This window comes from Neobacillus sp. B24 (genome assembly GCF_055381825.1).
The window spans coordinates 1,763,342-1,779,427 of sequence record NZ_AP035777.1 but is presented as its reverse complement, the minus strand read 5'-3'; the positions used below and the strand labels follow the sequence as shown (position 1 = coordinate 1,779,427).

The window sequence follows — 16,086 nt, the reverse complement described above, 5'->3', positions numbered from 1 at the left end:
ATTATCCTTTATCATAACAGAAAAACTCCATCGGCCGCCAGAACCGTGGAGTTTTTATCATCGATTATTTTACAAATACCTTAAGGCTATCTTCAACGCGGTTAACTAATTTTTGATTATTTACTCTCGCCAGCTTAACATACTCGTCAGTAACCTGCTGCCAGCCTTGGCGGCGTGCTCTTGCTCCTTTAACATAATTTTCGCTGCTCTCGATGAAATTAGTTTCCAAACGGGCAATTAAGTCAAGACCTGCTGCGATTGGAGCTGCTGCCAGCTGCTCGAGGCGTTCGGAAACTTCACCAAATTGTTCCTTTACTTCCGGGCCGATAACTTGTTTTGCTTCAGCATTTTTACTGAGTCTGCCAGATACTCCTTTTACTAATTCACTATTGGTTTTCCTTGTGGTTTGAAAGAGATTTCCTAGTGAAAATCTGAATTCCTGATTGAATTTCACAACTTCTTTAACGGTATTAAGGTAAGCGTCTTCTCTTCTTTCACTGAGCTTTCTTGCACGTTCAACCGATTGTTCGTATTGATTCCAAAGCGTATCTACGAATTGGTTATTCCGAACTTCTGCTTGTCCATCTTGCTTTGATGCAGCACCCACTGTTCATTCCTCCTTAAATGTCTGTTCCGCTCCCGGAAAATTTATTTTTTCAATGATGTTCATCCATGCTAGTCTATATATGTAATTTACACCTATGTGTAATATTTTGTCAACCTTAGTTATATAATTAAATAATCAGTTCATTTTTTTAATGTTTATATAGTGAAAATGATGGGAACAAAGGTATTAAATAATCACTGGGAGGAATAAAATTTGAATCATGTATTCAAGTGTAGTTTTGAGATTCCTTATTTGCGTCTTGGTGCCGGTGAACCTTTAGTTTTTATTCATGGACTGGGAGAAGTCAAAGAGGGCTGGTCAAATCAGTTTGAGTTAGCCGATCAGTACGACTTGATTATCCCTGATTTACGCGGGCACGGTGAATATCAATCACCTGGAGAAATATCAATCAAAAATTTTGCCCGTGATGTCATTGCCCTAATAAAAGGTCTAGGGATTGAAAGCGCCCACATTTGTGGCTTATCGATGGGTGGAATGGTAGCCCAAGAAATTTATCGTCAGGCTCCTGAAATATGCCGCTCCTTATTGTTGGTGAGCACATTCCATTATGCCCCCAAGCGGCTTGGCAAATTATATTTAGCTTATCGTAAGGCGCGTTCTGTAAATAATACACCTGAATTAATAAGGGAAACAGCGGCAAAGGTTTGCCTATATTCCTGGTCGGAAGAAAATCTTGAGAAGTTTTATCAATTCTATCGGCCTAATCGTGAATATTACTTGGACTCTATGGCCGCCTGCCTTAAAGTAAATAATTTGACGTTGCTGCCAAAAATTAATGTACCAACCCTGATTATCGGCGGTCAATATGATTCAGTCACACCTGTTTGGATCCAATATTTAATGCATAAACAAATCCGTCACTCCGAATTCGTGATATTCAGGAATACCGGTCATGTCGCTAAACTTGAGGCCAAGGATGCCTTTAATCGAGTACTGAGAGAATTTTTAAATAAACACAAAATGGCAAGTTAGAAGGGAAGGAACATTCCTTCCTCTCCTAACTCCCCATACTTTATATATGACCTTGTACCTGACTTTATTCCTAATTTTTATGAAAGCTTATTGGAACGGCTTGCTGCCCACTGATCAACAATCTTGGCAAACAAACCTGATAACGCCAAGCCGACGTGCCCTGTTTCCACTGTCACATAGGTTTTATCTTCACTGGACACTAAATCCATAATCGGCTTACTTTGTTCTTCTAAGATTAAATTGTCTCTTGAACCGGAAACGACGAAGAGATTGGCCTTAATATTTTTCAAATCAGCCTTCTTATTGCCAATCACTAATTCCCCTTTGACCAGCTTATTTTCTTTAAAAAGATCATTCCCCAATTGGCGATAAGCTTCACCGGCAAACGGCACCTGATCAAGGGTCCATTTGTTCATCCGGCGCCATTTATCAACATAGCGATGGTCATGGGCTCTCGCTAGCAGCATCGTATAGTTGGTAAAATAAATCGGCGCGCCCATAGCTCGGAACATACCTTCCACCATTTTAGGCGGAATATTACCATAGACATCAATAAAATGATCGAAATTAATATCACCATTTCTTATACCCTCAGCCCATTTATCTGGTCCGATAAATGGCCCGAAATCAATCGGCACCGTTGCTACGATTAGATTTTTAATCGGTTCAACCGCTACTGCAGCATAAATCGACGCAATTGTCCCTCCCAAGCAATAGCCAACCAAGGTAATCTCGTCCGCACCTGAATGGCGGATTGCCCGTTTTACGGCAGTGCGGAGGTACTTATCGATATACGTATCGAGACCAATTTTTTTATCCTCATAGCCTGGTGCACCCCAGTCAAGCAGATAAACCTCATAGCCCATGTTCGTCAGTCCTTCAATAACACTTGTATTAGGGGCGACGTCAAGAATGTATGGTTTATTAAATAAGGAGTAGACAAAAAATAAAGGAATCTGATATTTTTTTTGCTTGGCTGGATAATGCCATAGGACCGATTTATTCTTTCTCCACACTTCTGTTTTCGGTGTGTGACCCATCTTGGGCTCAGGTTCTGTTAAAGCTTTGAACACATTCTTCCACCGATTAGTTTCTTTTTTATAATCAAATTCCGGAATCAAATTTTTACTAGGTGTCTCTGTTGCCACGGTTCCAACTCACTCCCCTCTAATTATTTAGCCTGACCTGCCCCAGTTAACACAGGCTCCGCTGTTTGTTCCTTTGTAATTAGCCCCTTTAGCTCATCAAATTCGTCTTTAAAATTGCTTAATTTCAACAATTCAAACTTCATTTCTTGCAGCTCGGCATGCAAGCTCTTTGTATCTGCAAGCTCTTTTTTTGTTTTTACTAATTCAGTTTTTAGTTGTTTTGTCAGTTTAATAATTTCCTTGGATACTTCTACGACACTCTCAATTTCTTTGCTTTGCGATTTGACAGAATCCTGAAGTTCCCAAATTTGTTCTTCCAGTGCCTCCATTTTTTCCTCGGCTTGGATCGTCAGGTTTGCAACATTGGTGACATCACTTTTCGTTGGCAAATTAAGAACACCTGCAAGAGCTTCCTGATTTCTTTTCAAGGTTTCCAGATATCGGGATTGGAGTTCCGTTCCCATACCGGTCATTTTGACAAACTCGTTGTTGTTCGTCCAAAGATAGATAAAATCATTAATTTGCTTTTCCCATAATAAACTTATTTTATGGAAAGAATCATATGGGTCGAAAGTTTTTTTATCCGACATTCCTTTTCACCTCATTTAGGATTTGGTTGGTTCTACAACGTTTTTCATATATTTTTGAAATGGGAACAAGGCCGATTTTACTTGCTTTGAAAATAGATCCACAAACACTTTCTGATTTCCATATACGATATTGGTTGTTTTTTTAACACTTTCAATATATTTTTCCCTGCCGTTTTTTCTAACAGCAAGATATTTTTCAACAGTCTCCAAATATTTATCTAGTGCTTGTGAACTGTTCACTGAACGGAATGGTGTTAATAAGATAGAAGTGGTCTTCGTTTGAATATCATCTACTACTTCACTAATATTTTCGTACGATTTTACAGGAAAGAAATGCTGAAGTGTGGTTGTTGTTACCAGCAGTTCCTCACGAGCGCTCTTTTCCCAAGCCTTTAGCTCTTGGCTGAATTGCTCCGAAACAGCCTTAACGTTTTCCTGATTTCGTTTAATGGTTTCAACATAATTTTTGACTGCTTCCAAAAACAGCTCATCCCGCTTATTGTAGCGTTCTGCCCAAGCATCCAATTCATCAAATCCCAGCTTCCAAATAAGCTCAAGACTTGATAGCTGCTTTTCGCCATCAGCAGTTGTTTCTTGTTCTCTTTCTAATTTTTCTGTCATATTCATACCCCTTCCATTCGCATCCTATGTCTCGAATATTTTTTTTAGGTCCAACAATTCCTCTTCCAATGTCATTAATTTACCATTGTGGATATCTATTGCTTCTTGTTTCAAGAATACCAACAGTTCTTTCGAGGTTTGTCTGACGATTTTCAATTGCTCTAGATTTGCACGCTGGTCTTTACTAATGAGGTAAATGGTCTCATCGAGCACATCTAATCGATCCTCACAATCTACTAATCTTATTGAAATAGCTGCTAATTCATCTTTATTAGGAAGATCCAACTCTTTTAACCATCTGGTTGTTAATCTTTTGTGAACTTTTACCTGTTTTAAATGGAATTCCATTGCCCTGCCAAAGGCTAACGTAAAGCTGCGGCAATTCATAAGGGAATGGATTCTTTTATTCATTTCGGCCTCTAGGTGTTTAAAATATTCAACAGAATCTTGATGCTTGGTTTCCATTTAAACCCCTCTTAACTAACCAGTAGGTATGTATTAATAAACATATACATTATTATGTTTATCTAATCACATTTACCGGAAGCCAGCAAGAGAATCGGCGCTAAATTTAGAAAAGTTTCAAAAGTGGCAAATTTTTTCGAAAAACTATTGCACTCCTGCCGTTGTTCCACCATCGACAACCAAAACATGGCCGTAAACATAGTCGGATGCCTTAGTCGCCAAAAATAGTGCAGGACCCTTCATATCATCATCAGAGCCAAACCGGCCAGCTGGAGTACGCTCGAGAATTTTTTTCCCTGAATAATCCAAAATTGCTTTTGCCATTTTAGTAGGGAAAAACCCTGGTGCAATGGCATTAACATGAACATTATGTGGTGCAAGCTTGACGGCCAAATCTTTGGTAAAGGCGATAACCGCCCCTTTACTTGCAGTATAACCGATGGCATCCATGACTAATGGGTCTTGACCGCCCATTCCGGCAATTGAGGCAATATTGATGATTTTACCTGAACGTTGCTCCTTCATAATTTTCCCAACTGCCTGGGAGAAAAGGAACACTGCCTTCAGATTAATGTCCATTACTTTATCCCATTTGTCAGCCGGCATTTCCAATGCTGGTGCTCCCCAACTTGTTCCACTGTTATTGACTAGAATGTCTATCGTGCCGAACACCTTCACCGTTTCATCGACAACATACTGAATATCATCTGGATTGGAGACATCGCATTTAAATGCCAAGGCACGAACTCCTCTTTCCCGAAGTGCATCTGCAAATGCTTGGCAGGCATCAAGATTTCTAGAGCAAACAACCACATTTGCCCCTGCTTCAGCATAAACAGTGGCAATTTGCTGGCCCAAACCTCTTCCGCCGCCAGTTATAATCGCTGTTTTTCCTTTGAGACTAAATAAGTCCTGTAGATTCATAATGGGTTTCTCCTTTACTAATAAACTATTAAGCTTTGACTTTCGTTTTTTCTTGGTCTCGCAATACTCTCCTGAGCAACTTCCCAACCGTTGATTTTGGCAGTTCAGCGAGAATTTCAACTTCTTTCGGAGCCTTATATGGCGCGAGGTTTTCCTTGGCAAATTGTTTGATTGACTCAGGTGAAATCGATTTTCCCGGTTTCAGTTTGACGTAAGCCTTTACGGTCTCACCGCGGTATGCATCAGGGACTCCGATCACCAGCGCTTCTTCGACTTCATCAAGCTGATAAAGGACCTCCTCAATTTCACGCGGATATACATTGTAGCCGCTCGCAATAATCATGTCCTTTTTTCGGTCTAACATATAAAAATATCCATCCTCGTCCATCTTGGCGATATCCCCTGTAAACAGCCAGCCATCCTTCAGAACCATAGTGCTTTCTTCAGGTCGGTTCCAATATCCTTTCATCACCTGCGGCCCTTTAATAATCAATTCCCCTTCTTCCCCAACCGGGGCATCAACATAGCCATTATCAGTTTCCTGAACAATTCTCGCAACCGTGCTTTGTACCGGTATTCCAATGCTTCCGAATTTTCTTGGCACAAATGGCGGATTGAAAATAACTGTCGGTGCTGCTTCTGAGAGGCCGTACCCATCTAACAGCATGGCTCCTGTTCTTTTTTCAAACAATTTGGAGGCTTCAACCGGTAGCGGACCTCCGCCGCTGCTTATGTAATAAAGTTCGCCAAAGCCGCTCTCTTCCAAATTGGGCTGGCTGTTTAAAGCAAAATACATCGTCGGGACACCTGACATTTGGAATGGTTTTTCTTCCTTTACGATTTTAATGATTTCCTGCGGATCAAATCGCGGCAGGATAAATTGATTTGCCCCTTCCCTAATCCCGCAAAGGGCAACACTAGAAAGTCCATAAACATGGAAAAATGGCAGAACCGTGATCATCTTTAAATTGTCTGGTTTATGGTCACATGCCTTATAGGCAAAATCACAGACTTGGTTGAAATTGGCAAGAAGGTTTGTGTGCGTCAGCATGACACCTTTAGATAGCCCAGTGGTTCCCCCGGTATATTGAAGCAGGGCAACATCTTCATCACGATTGATTTCAACTTCAGGGATCACTACCTCTGTGTTTAGGAATTCATCAAAATATTGGTCCCCAGGCGCAAGTTCATATTTAGTGCCGCTAAAACTTACTACAATCACCTTTTTTAAGCTAGTCTCTGTTTGGATTTTTTTTACCTTTGGATAAAGGGCATCAAGAACGACCATGTATTCCGCTCCTGAATCATTTATAACATGTTGAATTTCCCTCTCCACATACATCGGGTTCACCTGGACTGTAATCCCTCCAAGGCAGAAAGTCCCGAATAAACTAAATAGATAGTGCGGGGAATTTGGAAGCATAACTGCCAACCGATCAGCTTTGTTGAATCCGGCTTTATACAAAGCGGAAGCAAAGCGGTCGGTTATCGCTTTTGTATCGTTATAGCTCCATACATTGCCGAAAAAAGTAAATGCAGGCTTGGTATTGTAACGCTTAACTGAAGCCTCCAAAAAGTCATAAAGTGAATCGTGTTCAATACTGACATGCTCTTCAATTCTTGAATCATAGAATTTTAGCCACGGCTTTTGCTGATAGACCATAAATACTTGATGCCTCCTCATGATTTTTATCCCATTAATATTCCAAATAGAAAAAGAGGGACTTTTGCGGCTCTTTATGTAACAAAACAATAATTAGAATATTAATATAATTTTAATTATTAATGGTGATATTGGATTTGTAAACCTAACATTCTCGACAAAATCCCCTATTAATTAACATATTCCTATATAACTACTAATAAAACGATTGAAAGACCAAGTTAGATGTCGACACAGAAAGCCATTAGTACTCTCTCCGATAGATGGAAGGTGTAGAAATTTGTCGGAAAGTCATTAGTAATATTTAGGAAACTGCCTCCAATTTCACTATTAATGAAAAATCTCTTTTTGTCAGGAAAGCGCTTTCTTTTTTCAGGATAACAACGGCACCCTTCACCTTAACTTTTAAGTATTTATGTTTATTAAATAAACATGCTTATAGGACATCTGTCATATACATTTACTATCATTAATTGAAGGAGTGTGCTTAATTGCCAATAACGAGAGCAATTGGAATTGACCTTTATTATGAAATTCATGGTGAAGGAGAACCTTTATTATTGATTATGGGATTATCACTTACCTCCAAATCATGGTTTCGAACTCTGCCCGCTTTAAGTGAACAGTATAAAGTTATTATTTTTGATAACCGTGGGGTTGGTATGAGCGGGAAACCGAATACCCCTTATTCAATCGAGCTTATGGCGGACGATACCAAAGCCGTTCTCGATGCGGCAGGTGTTGAAGCGGCACATGTGTATGGCATTTCCATGGGCGGTATGATTGCCCAAAGGTTTGCGTTAAAGTACCCAGAACGGGTAAAGTCTTTAATTCTCGGCTGTACCACATCAGGAGGCACAAACCACGTTCAACCAAGTGCGGATGTTTCCATGCAGATGCTTTCAAGAGCCTCTTCAACTGCAACCCCAGAGGAGATGGCGTGGGCAACTGCCCCAATTTTATACAGTCAGGACTTTATCAATAATCATCGTGATTTAGTGGCTGAAGACATCAAACGGCGAATTGAAATACCGGTGCTTCCTTTCGCCTACTTGCTTCAATTACAAGCCTGCATGGCTCATGATACTTTTAACGAAATGGATCAAATCAAGGTACCGACACTGGTAATACACGGTGATGAGGACAAACTGGTCCCATATGAAAACGGCGTGACATTGGCTGAAAGTATACAAAATGCCGAATTTTTAACAATTCACGGCGCGGGCCATATTTATGTAACCGAAGCAAATGATTTAGTAAACACAAAGGTGTTAGAATTTTTAAAGAAACAATAAGGATGGAAACAGCCCGGCCAATCTCGACCGGGCCGTTTGTATAAGATTCCCCTTTTTTGACCATTCACTGCTCTGCGATTTCCCCTATCGATCTATTAATCTAGCATTAAGCCTTTACCTTTGAGATTTCCTGATCACGCAATACCCGTCTAAGCAATTTTCCAACCGATGATTTCGGCAGCTCAGCAAGGATTTCCACTTCCTTCGGTGCCTTATATGGCGCCAGGTTATCCCTTGCGAACTGAATAATTTGCTCAGAAGAAAGCGTAAAGCCGGCCTTAAGCTTTATAAACGCTTTTACCGTTTCTCCTCGATATGAATCAGGCACGCCAACGACAATAGCTTCTTCAACTCCGTCAAGTTTATAGAGCACTTCCTCAACTTCGCGCGGATAAACATTGTAACCACTGGCGATTATCATATCCTTCTGACGGTCAAGGATATAGAAATAGCCATCTTCATCCATTTTCGCGATATCCCCCGTAAACAACCAGCCATCCTTTAATACCTCTTCAGTATCTTTCGGACGATTCCAGTATCCCTTCATTACTTGAGGACCTTTGACAATTAATTCACCTGATTCACCCACCGATACATCGACAAATCCACCGTCCTCCGTTTCGCGAACAATTCTAATCACCGTACTTGGAACCGGTATTCCAATACTGCCATATTTCCTTGGCAAGAACGGAGGATTAAAAGCAACCGTCGGTGCTGCCTCAGAAAGCCCATACCCATCTCTTAGAGTAGTGCCAGTGATTTTTTCAAATATTTTCGCCTGTTCCACTGGCAACGGCGCCCCGCCGCTTCCAATATAATGCACTTCTTCTAATGAGCATTGCTTTAATGCTTCAGGCTGGCTATTTAGTGCAAAAAACATCGTTGGGACCCCCGCAAAGATTAATGGCTTCTCCCGCTTGATCGTCTCCATGACTTCCTTTACATCAAACCGCGGAAGGATAATTTGGTTGGCACCTTCCCGAATTCCACAAAGGGCGACACTTGAAAGTCCGTACACATGGAACATTGGCAGGACCGTAATCATTTTAAAGGATTCTGGCACTTCGTCCCATGTATTATAAATAAAATCACAAACTTGGTTAAAGTTGGCCAACAAATTATAGTGGGTCAGCATTACTCCCTTTGGAACACCGGTAGTGCCGCCAGTATATTGCAGCACAGCAACATCTTCGTGTGGATTGATTTCAACCTCCAGGACCGTTGTTTCCCCTTGAAGGGCTGCATCAAAGTAAACATCCTCTTCGTCAATCTCCATTCTTTCCCCGCCAAAACTAACAACGAACATTTTCTTTAAGGAGGAAGTGGATTGTGCTTTTTTCACCTTCGGATAAAAACCATCCAGAACAACCATGAACTTGGCCCCGGAATCCTCGAGAACGAATTCGATTTCCCGTTCCACATACATTGGATTTACCTGGACAACAATTCCTCCCAACCGAAAAATCGCAAATAAGGTAAAGATGTACTGCGGGCAATTCGGCAGCATGATCGCGACCCGGTCACCCTTTTTCAAGCCCTCTCTATGTAATGCTGCCGCAAGACGATCGACAATCATTTTGGTTTCAATGTAACTAAATACCTTGCCATAAAACGTAAAGGCTGGTTTTGTTCCGAACCGCGTAACAGCATTTTCCAGAAAATCATACAGCGACTCGTACTTTACACTTACATGCTCATCCACTCTGGGGTCATACCACTTTAACCAAGGCTTTTGCTGATAAACCATAAACACATCCTCCTTAAAGATAAGTTTCTTCCTCATGCTTCACTGTGAAATTTCAATAATAAAAATACTTAATGAAGCATAATACAATTTAAATTATTGGTATGAATCGAAAAAATGTAAACGCACTTATCTCGACAGGATTCAGCAAGTATCCTTGATTTTCTTATTTTGGGCAGTGATAAAATCAACTTAATTAAATTGTCAACCTAGTAATGTCGTCGAAGATTGTCAAATAGATAGAGAGTGTTCACAAAATCTTAACATTATTTTGTGAATAACTTTTGACAGCAAAAAAACTGCCAACAGCAAATGACACAGTTGGCAGTTTTTATTTAAAACCTTCCGGATTTAAAAATGGAAAATAATAACCAAAGAAACATGATGATGACAACAGTAAAGCCAATTTCTACTATCGGAAATTCCTGCAGAAAACTTGAGGTCTGCCCTGAAATGGAAATCCCGATAATAATTCCGGCCATTAATATGCTGACAGAAAGGAAGATCATACTGAAAGAGATTCGGTTGCTGATTCGATTTAATTTTTTGACGAAAAAATCTATTTCCGGAGTCGTCAGGTCAATTTTCATTTTGCCTTTTGACATGATCGCCGCCATTTCTTTAACTTGTTTAGGCAATTCGGTTAATATATCTCCATACTCATTGACTTGACTCCACATTTTTTCAGCCATATTTTTAGGATGATACCGTTCTTTCAGCAATTGGCGGCCAAAAGGTTCGGCAATCTTAACAATATTTAATTCCGGATCCAGCTTTTCAATGACACCTTCAATTGTCAGCAGTGTTTTACCGAGAATAGTCAAATCTGTCGGCAACTGAATCCGATGCCGAAATGCAACAGTAAATAAATCATTGACAGTCTTGCCCATGCTCATCTGACTAAACGGAACATCACTATATTTTTCACGCAGCCGATCAACATCCTGCCGAAGCTGTTTGTGGTTGACATCGTCCGGTACCAGGCCCATATTGGTAATCCCACGGACAACTTCATCGGTATTTCGATTCATTAACGCAATAACAAATGAGGCTAGATGATTTCTCATATCGGGGCTAAGCCGCCCGATTATTCCAAAATCCATTAAAGCAATCACTTCGCCCGGCAGAGCTAGAATATTGCCTGGATGGGGGTCTCCATGGAAGAATCCATGTATTAATATTTGTTTAAATATAGAATTAACCACCGTTTCCCCAAGATTTTTAATGTTATAGCCTGCTTGGTGCAGCATGTTCTCTTCATTTAGTTTAATTCCTTCAATATACTCCATGGTAATCATTTTCGAGTTTGTATATTCCCAATAGATTTTGGGGATCAGCACTTTCGGGTTGTCAATAAATTGCTTGGCGATTCTTTCTGAATTCCGTGCTTCAATCTTATAATCCAGCTCCAATTTCAAGGAAGCCGCAATTTCCTCCATAATTTCCCGTACCTGATATCTTCTTGCCCATTCAATCCTTGCTTCCGCCAGCCTGGCCAGCTCCTGCAGGATTTCCAAATCCGTTTCCATCAGTTGCTTTACTTGAGGTCGCTGCACCTTTATCGCTACTTTTTCCCCTGTAAGCAAGGTAGCAGCGTGTACTTGTCCGATCGAGGCTGCGGCAATTGGCTCTTCTGAGAACTGTGCAAAGGTGTTATCCAGGGAGTCTGCCAATTCTTGTTCGACGATTGCCTTCACCTCTTCGAAGGGAAATGGCGGCACCTGTTCCTGAAGCTTTACAAGCTCTTTAATGATTTCAGGAGGAATGATATCGGGTCTGGTACTGGCAATTTGGCCAATCTTCACAAATGTTGGTCCAAGCTCTTCCAGAAATAGTCTGACTCGTTCACCAGTCGATTTTCCCTCACTGCTCTTGCTTCCTTCAACAAAAAGTCTTTTGGGGACTGCCAACAAATCCAGCAGCCCTAATTCCTTTACCAGAAACCCAAAACCATGTCGGGTAAAGGCATAAACAATATCACGGGAACGTGAGATTTGCCGAACTTTCCTTTTAATCATTGTCATCACGACCATTTTAACTTTATTTGATTAACCATCTCATTCTTCTTATGAACTTTCAAGTATATACATGATTCGCCTCAAAATGTTCAAAACCTGCAGGCTTGTTTAAAAAAGAAAGAACCGAAAGTGGACACTTTCGATTCAAGCATTCGTTTATTCATACCTCAATGATTCGATTGGATCCAGCTTAGAAGCTTTATTGGCCGGCAGGATACCGAAAATAACGCCTATGATCATCGAGAATAAAACACCGCCCACTACCACTTGCCACGAAATCAAGGATGGCCATCCGGCAAAGAAGCTGACAATTTCGGATGTGCCCCAGCCAAGAAATATTCCCAGGATTCCGCCAATTAATGTTAAGGTAATGGATTCAATCAGGAATTGTGTTAATACTTGTGCCCTTGTTGCGCCAAGAGCCATCCGTATCCCGATTTCTCTTGTCCGCTCCGTTACCGATACGAGCATAATATTCATAACACCAATACCGCCTACGAATAAGGAAATGCCGGCGATACTTCCGATAATCAAGGTCATGATTTTTGTGACCTGCCCCACACCTTGAGCGATTTCCTCCATATTGATAACCTGATAGGATTTTTCACTATTATGCATTTTGTTTAATAGACTAGCAGCCTTTTTACCAGTCACCTGCAGCTGTTCTGAGGATTCAGCCTGAATGGTTACTTGAGTAAAATCACTGCTGCCATAAATAATTTTCCATGTTTGAAATGGGAGATACACTTCCATCGATCCAAAGGCCAAGAGCCCTGTAGGTTTCTCAAGTACACCAATGATCTCAATTGGCTGATTGGCCAGCGTAATAATTTTTCCGACGGCACTTTTCCCTTTAAAAAGTTCTTCCTGCAGCTTATGACTGATTACTCCCACCCGTCTGCCACCGAGGAAATCCGCAGTCGAAAAGTTCCTGCCTTTCCCCACCTTTAATTGATTTAATTTAAGGTAGGCTTGATTGATCCCAGTCGAGGAAACATCCGCTCTGTCCTGCTGAAACCGGGCTGCCGATAATTTCGTACTTGATGCCACGACCTGTTTGACTTCCGGAAGCTGTTCAAGTGCCCGAATATCCTCCTGCTTAAATGGAGCCTCCATAAAAATATTGGGGTTGGCGCGGATTTCCTCATCGGAAGGCTGATAAAACATTTCGATTGTATTTCCAGGGCCGGTAATTTGCGACTTTAACATTGCTTCTCCACCCTGACCAATTGCTACTACAATAATGACTGCGCCGACACCAATGATAATCCCGAGCATGGTCAGTATACTCCGCAGTTTATGCGCCTTAAGGGAGCTCAGCGCCATCAGCAAATTTTCCATAAAACTCATTGCTAATGCCCCCCTTCTGCAGCAACCGGCACCTGAATTAAACCGTCCCTGACGAAAATGGTTCGGTTGGCAAACTGTGCCACCTCTGGCTCGTGGGTGACAACGACAACTGTTACCCCTTCTTGATTCAACTCACGAAATTGTTCCATAATCGACATACTTGTTTTGGTATCAAGTGCTCCAGTCGGTTCATCTGCCAAAATGAGTTTTGGTCTGTTGACAATCGAACGGGCAATGGCCACCCGCTGTTTTTGCCCGCCTGACAAGGCATTCGGAAGGTGATCCATGCGATCATCAAGACCCATTTTTCTTAGTGCGTCTTCAGCCCGGTCCTGACGTTCTCCTTTGGATATACCGGCGTAAATCATCGGCAGTTCCACATTTTTCAAAGCTGTCAGCCGGGGCAATAGATGGAATTGCTGAAAAACAAATCCGATTGACATATTTCGGACTCGGGCCAGTTCTTTATCGTTATAGGTCGAAACATTTTCACCGCCAAGAAAATATTGCCCTGAGCTCGGCTTATCCAAACAGCCGATGATATTCATTAAAGTAGACTTTCCGGAACCCGATGGTCCCATAATCGCGACAAATTCTCCCTCTTCAATTGTAAGACTAATATTCTTCAAGATATCTATGGATTCTTTGCCAACCAAAAAGGATTTAGTGATAGATTCAAACCGGATCATTGCGTTGTCACTTCCATCCCATCACGCAATTTATCCGGCCCCTTTACGATAATCATATCTTTTTCAGAAATCCCTTCAAGAATTTCTATTTTCTCACCGGAGGTAATCCCCGTTTTCACTTTCTGTTTGTAAACCTTACCTTCTTTTACTAGATACACATACGGGTCGTCACCATCATCATGAATAGCTTCAATTGGCAGGACCGAGGCAGTCTTATTTTCCGTTTCGATTTCCATCAACACCTGAAAACCCGGTTTTAAAGATTTTAGGTCTCCAGTGATTTTTACAGTTACAGGGTATTGGACGGCTTGGCTGCCATCTGCAAGTCCTGCCTGGCTAGCTTGCGGCAGCACGGCAATCTTGGTAATTTCCCCCTGCCACTCCTGATTCGGGACCGCATCAGAACGAATAACAACCTTCTGGCCGCCGGTTACCTTTAAGGTGTCATATTCCGATAATAGTCCTGAAGCATTCATACTATCCAGTTTTCCTATATGTATAATCGGCTCTGCTCCGGCATTTGCAGCTGAAGATATTGGCAATTTTTTTGCGATTAGCACCACGCCATCGATTGTACTTTTTATTTCTAGATCACTTTGGCGCGTTGCAATCATATCTTTTTGCAGGTTAGCCTGCTTCAAATCAAGGTTGGCCAGTTTCTTTTCCATATCAATTTGTTCGAATTCAGGATCAAGCTGTTTTTTCGCTTGGTCCTTCCCAACTTGATCAATCAGTGTTTTTTCCTTATCTTTCAATTGTTTTGTTCGTTTATCAAGCTGCGAGATTTTTAAATTTGCCGTTTCAATCGCGATTTTATTTTGCTCGATTTCTAATTGAAGCTGAGGATTTTGCAATCGGGCGATAACACTGTCTTTCTTGACGCTTTGTCCTTCCTCTACTAAAATCTCCTTAAATTCTCCCTTTTCCGGCGAGGCATATACAAGCTGTTCTGCCTCAAGTTTAACAGTCCCCGGGACCATCAAGAGTGAAGAAATTTCCTCCTTGCTTAGCTCTATTGTTTTAACAGCCGGTCCCTTGGCAAACGCCTGACGGTAAACACTTACAGAAATCATAATGACTAGCAAGCTTACGACGCCGATGACAATCCATGTTTTCTTTTTCATATTAAATCGGTCAAGGCTAGGCCGGTAAAATCCAGGTCAGCAGCCTTGACCTTAATCTCCTTTCAATTGATGCCAATTTTTTTGGTGCAAGGTTTTGGTGATTTCAATTCATTTATAGCTTTGGAGCTCCTTGTAGAGCAGTCCCAATCAGTCCGAAACCAATGGTGATTAGGAAGAAGACAATGGCCACCGTCCACGCCAGACCTTTTGAGAAGCCTCCTGTTTTATGAAGTCCTATCGCGGTTAGAATCGTTGTCCAGATCCCAAATACCTCAATGGACCCTAGAGCTCCTGGTTTATCCAGATTTAATACTCCGGCCAAACTTGTCAAGTAGACTTCCGGATTTCCGCCAATGGCGTAGCGGATTACCATATTAAGCAGGAGACCAATAGCCCCGATAAACATAATAAATGTATTCATTGAAAATAATTGCTTAAACGAAACAGATGAACCCGAAATTTTGGCAATCAACAAATAGATCGCACTGCTGACCAAAATACTAATGATCGGTGTAATAATGCCCGTAACCCCAACTGTAATTCTCGTAATACCAAGAATAAGTTCGGCTTGGTCCTCAGGGATTCCTTGGTCAATTAACGTTGTCACATTCATCGATAAAGCCATTAATCCCATGCCGACGCCATAAAGGATACTTATAAGAAGCAACGGAATCCAAGTTTTTGGATTCTGTCTGATTCTTTCGAACTGCTCCCCTGGACTGGTGAACATCCCTATTAAACTAGGATTCTCTTTCTTTTGCATTTCCATCGTATAACCCCCTGTTTCCAATTATGTAAAAAACTTTACAATTTGATTATACGACAATGTTCGAGAAAAGTTTCACATTTCCCTTG

The 16,086-nt window shown here is 41.3% G+C and carries 15 protein-coding genes; 2 read left to right on the top strand and 13 right to left on the bottom strand.

Annotated features, from left to right (window positions below):
* Positions 1 to 64: 64 nt before the first annotated feature.
* Positions 65 to 607, bottom strand: a complete 543-nt coding sequence (locus ACZ43M_RS08900) for a hypothetical protein (protein WP_464507048.1) — start codon at positions 605 to 607, stop codon at positions 65 to 67.
* A 213-nt stretch (positions 608 to 820) separates the two neighbouring features.
* On the opposite strand from ACZ43M_RS08900, the gene ACZ43M_RS08895 reads away from it, so the two are divergent.
* On the top strand, positions 821 to 1,600 hold the full coding sequence (locus tag ACZ43M_RS08895) for an alpha/beta fold hydrolase (protein WP_464507047.1): 780 nt from the start codon (positions 821 to 823) through the stop codon (positions 1,598 to 1,600).
* A gap of 77 nt (positions 1,601 to 1,677) precedes the next feature.
* Here ACZ43M_RS08895 and ACZ43M_RS08890 read toward each other — a convergent pair whose 3' ends face one another.
* The 6 genes from ACZ43M_RS08890 to ACZ43M_RS08865 form a co-directional block, all read right to left on the bottom strand.
* Positions 1,678 to 2,748 carry an alpha/beta fold hydrolase gene (locus ACZ43M_RS08890; protein WP_464507046.1) on the bottom strand — a complete coding sequence of 357 codons (1,071 nt, stop codon included), beginning with the start codon at positions 2,746 to 2,748 and terminating at the stop codon, positions 1,678 to 1,680.
* A gap of 23 nt (positions 2,749 to 2,771) precedes the next feature.
* Positions 2,772 to 3,338 (bottom strand): polyhydroxyalkanoate biosynthesis repressor PhaR, encoded by a 567-nt coding sequence (locus tag ACZ43M_RS08885; RefSeq protein WP_464507045.1) that lies wholly within the window; start codon positions 3,336 to 3,338, stop codon positions 2,772 to 2,774.
* 15 nt (positions 3,339 to 3,353) lie between these two features.
* A complete protein-coding gene (locus ACZ43M_RS08880) occupies positions 3,354 to 3,959 on the bottom strand; it encodes a hypothetical protein (RefSeq protein ID WP_464507044.1) in 606 nt (201 codons plus the stop codon).
* 24 nt (positions 3,960 to 3,983) lie between these two features.
* Entirely contained in the window at positions 3,984 to 4,424 is a 441-nt protein-coding gene (locus ACZ43M_RS08875) for a hypothetical protein (protein WP_464507043.1), read from the bottom strand.
* A gap of 144 nt (positions 4,425 to 4,568) precedes the next feature.
* On the bottom strand, positions 4,569 to 5,348 hold the full coding sequence (locus ACZ43M_RS08870; RefSeq protein WP_464507042.1) for an SDR family oxidoreductase: 780 nt from the start codon (positions 5,346 to 5,348) through the stop codon (positions 4,569 to 4,571).
* A gap of 28 nt (positions 5,349 to 5,376) precedes the next feature.
* Entirely contained in the window at positions 5,377 to 7,011 is a 1,635-nt protein-coding gene (locus ACZ43M_RS08865; protein WP_464507041.1) for a long-chain-fatty-acid--CoA ligase, read from the bottom strand.
* A gap of 491 nt (positions 7,012 to 7,502) precedes the next feature.
* Here ACZ43M_RS08865 and ACZ43M_RS08860 point away from each other — a divergent pair, with 491 nt between their 5' ends.
* A complete protein-coding gene (locus ACZ43M_RS08860) occupies positions 7,503 to 8,306 on the top strand; it encodes an alpha/beta fold hydrolase (RefSeq protein ID WP_464507040.1) in 804 nt (267 codons plus the stop codon).
* Between the two features lie 106 nt (positions 8,307 to 8,412).
* Here ACZ43M_RS08860 and ACZ43M_RS08855 read toward each other — a convergent pair whose 3' ends face one another.
* The 6 genes from ACZ43M_RS08855 to yknW form a co-directional block, all read right to left on the bottom strand.
* On the bottom strand, positions 8,413 to 10,053 hold the full coding sequence (locus ACZ43M_RS08855) for a long-chain-fatty-acid--CoA ligase (RefSeq protein ID WP_464507039.1): 1,641 nt from the start codon (positions 10,051 to 10,053) through the stop codon (positions 8,413 to 8,415).
* A gap of 332 nt (positions 10,054 to 10,385) precedes the next feature.
* Positions 10,386 to 12,068, bottom strand: a complete 1,683-nt coding sequence (locus tag ACZ43M_RS08850; protein WP_464507038.1) for an ABC1 kinase family protein — start codon at positions 12,066 to 12,068, stop codon at positions 10,386 to 10,388.
* Positions 12,069 to 12,224: 156 nt separating this feature from the next.
* On the bottom strand, positions 12,225 to 13,418 hold the full coding sequence (locus ACZ43M_RS08845; RefSeq protein WP_464507037.1) for an ABC transporter permease: 1,194 nt from the start codon (positions 13,416 to 13,418) through the stop codon (positions 12,225 to 12,227).
* A gap of 2 nt (positions 13,419 to 13,420) precedes the next feature.
* Positions 13,421 to 14,107, bottom strand: a complete 687-nt coding sequence (locus ACZ43M_RS08840) for an ABC transporter ATP-binding protein (protein WP_464507036.1) — start codon at positions 14,105 to 14,107, stop codon at positions 13,421 to 13,423.
* The gene (locus ACZ43M_RS08835) at positions 14,104 to 15,231 is read right to left on the bottom strand and encodes an efflux RND transporter periplasmic adaptor subunit (RefSeq protein WP_464507035.1); all 1,128 of its coding nucleotides are present in this window, start codon (positions 15,229 to 15,231) and stop codon (positions 14,104 to 14,106) included. Before ACZ43M_RS08835 ends, ACZ43M_RS08840 begins: the two co-directional genes overlap by 4 nt.
* Positions 15,232 to 15,343: 112 nt before the next feature.
* Entirely contained in the window at positions 15,344 to 16,000 is a 657-nt protein-coding gene (yknW, locus tag ACZ43M_RS08830) for a YknW family membrane protein (protein ID WP_464507034.1), read from the bottom strand.
* Positions 16,001 to 16,086 lie beyond the last annotated feature (86 nt).

Coding starts and splice junctions, on each gene's coding strand:
- ACZ43M_RS08885 (WP_464507045.1), bottom strand. CDS start 3,338: ATGTCGGATAAAAAAACTTTCGACCCATATGATTCTTTCCATAAAATA.
- ACZ43M_RS08880 (WP_464507044.1), bottom strand. CDS start 3,959: ATGACAGAAAAATTAGAAAGAGAACAAGAAACAACTGCTGATGGCGAA.
- ACZ43M_RS08875 (WP_464507043.1), bottom strand. CDS start 4,424: ATGGAAACCAAGCATCAAGATTCTGTTGAATATTTTAAACACCTAGAG.
- ACZ43M_RS08870 (WP_464507042.1), bottom strand. CDS start 5,348: ATGAATCTACAGGACTTATTTAGTCTCAAAGGAAAAACAGCGATTATA.
- ACZ43M_RS08865 (WP_464507041.1), bottom strand. CDS start 7,011: ATGGTCTATCAGCAAAAGCCGTGGCTAAAATTCTATGATTCAAGAATT.
- ACZ43M_RS08855 (WP_464507039.1), bottom strand. CDS start 10,053: ATGGTTTATCAGCAAAAGCCTTGGTTAAAGTGGTATGACCCCAGAGTG.
- ACZ43M_RS08850 (WP_464507038.1), bottom strand. CDS start 12,068: ATGATTAAAAGGAAAGTTCGGCAAATCTCACGTTCCCGTGATATTGTT.
- ACZ43M_RS08845 (WP_464507037.1), bottom strand. CDS start 13,418: ATGAGTTTTATGGAAAATTTGCTGATGGCGCTGAGCTCCCTTAAGGCG.
- ACZ43M_RS08840 (WP_464507036.1), bottom strand. CDS start 14,107: ATGATCCGGTTTGAATCTATCACTAAATCCTTTTTGGTTGGCAAAGAA.
- ACZ43M_RS08835 (WP_464507035.1), bottom strand. CDS start 15,231: ATGAAAAAGAAAACATGGATTGTCATCGGCGTCGTAAGCTTGCTAGTC.
- yknW (WP_464507034.1), bottom strand. CDS start 16,000: ATGGAAATGCAAAAGAAAGAGAATCCTAGTTTAATAGGGATGTTCACC.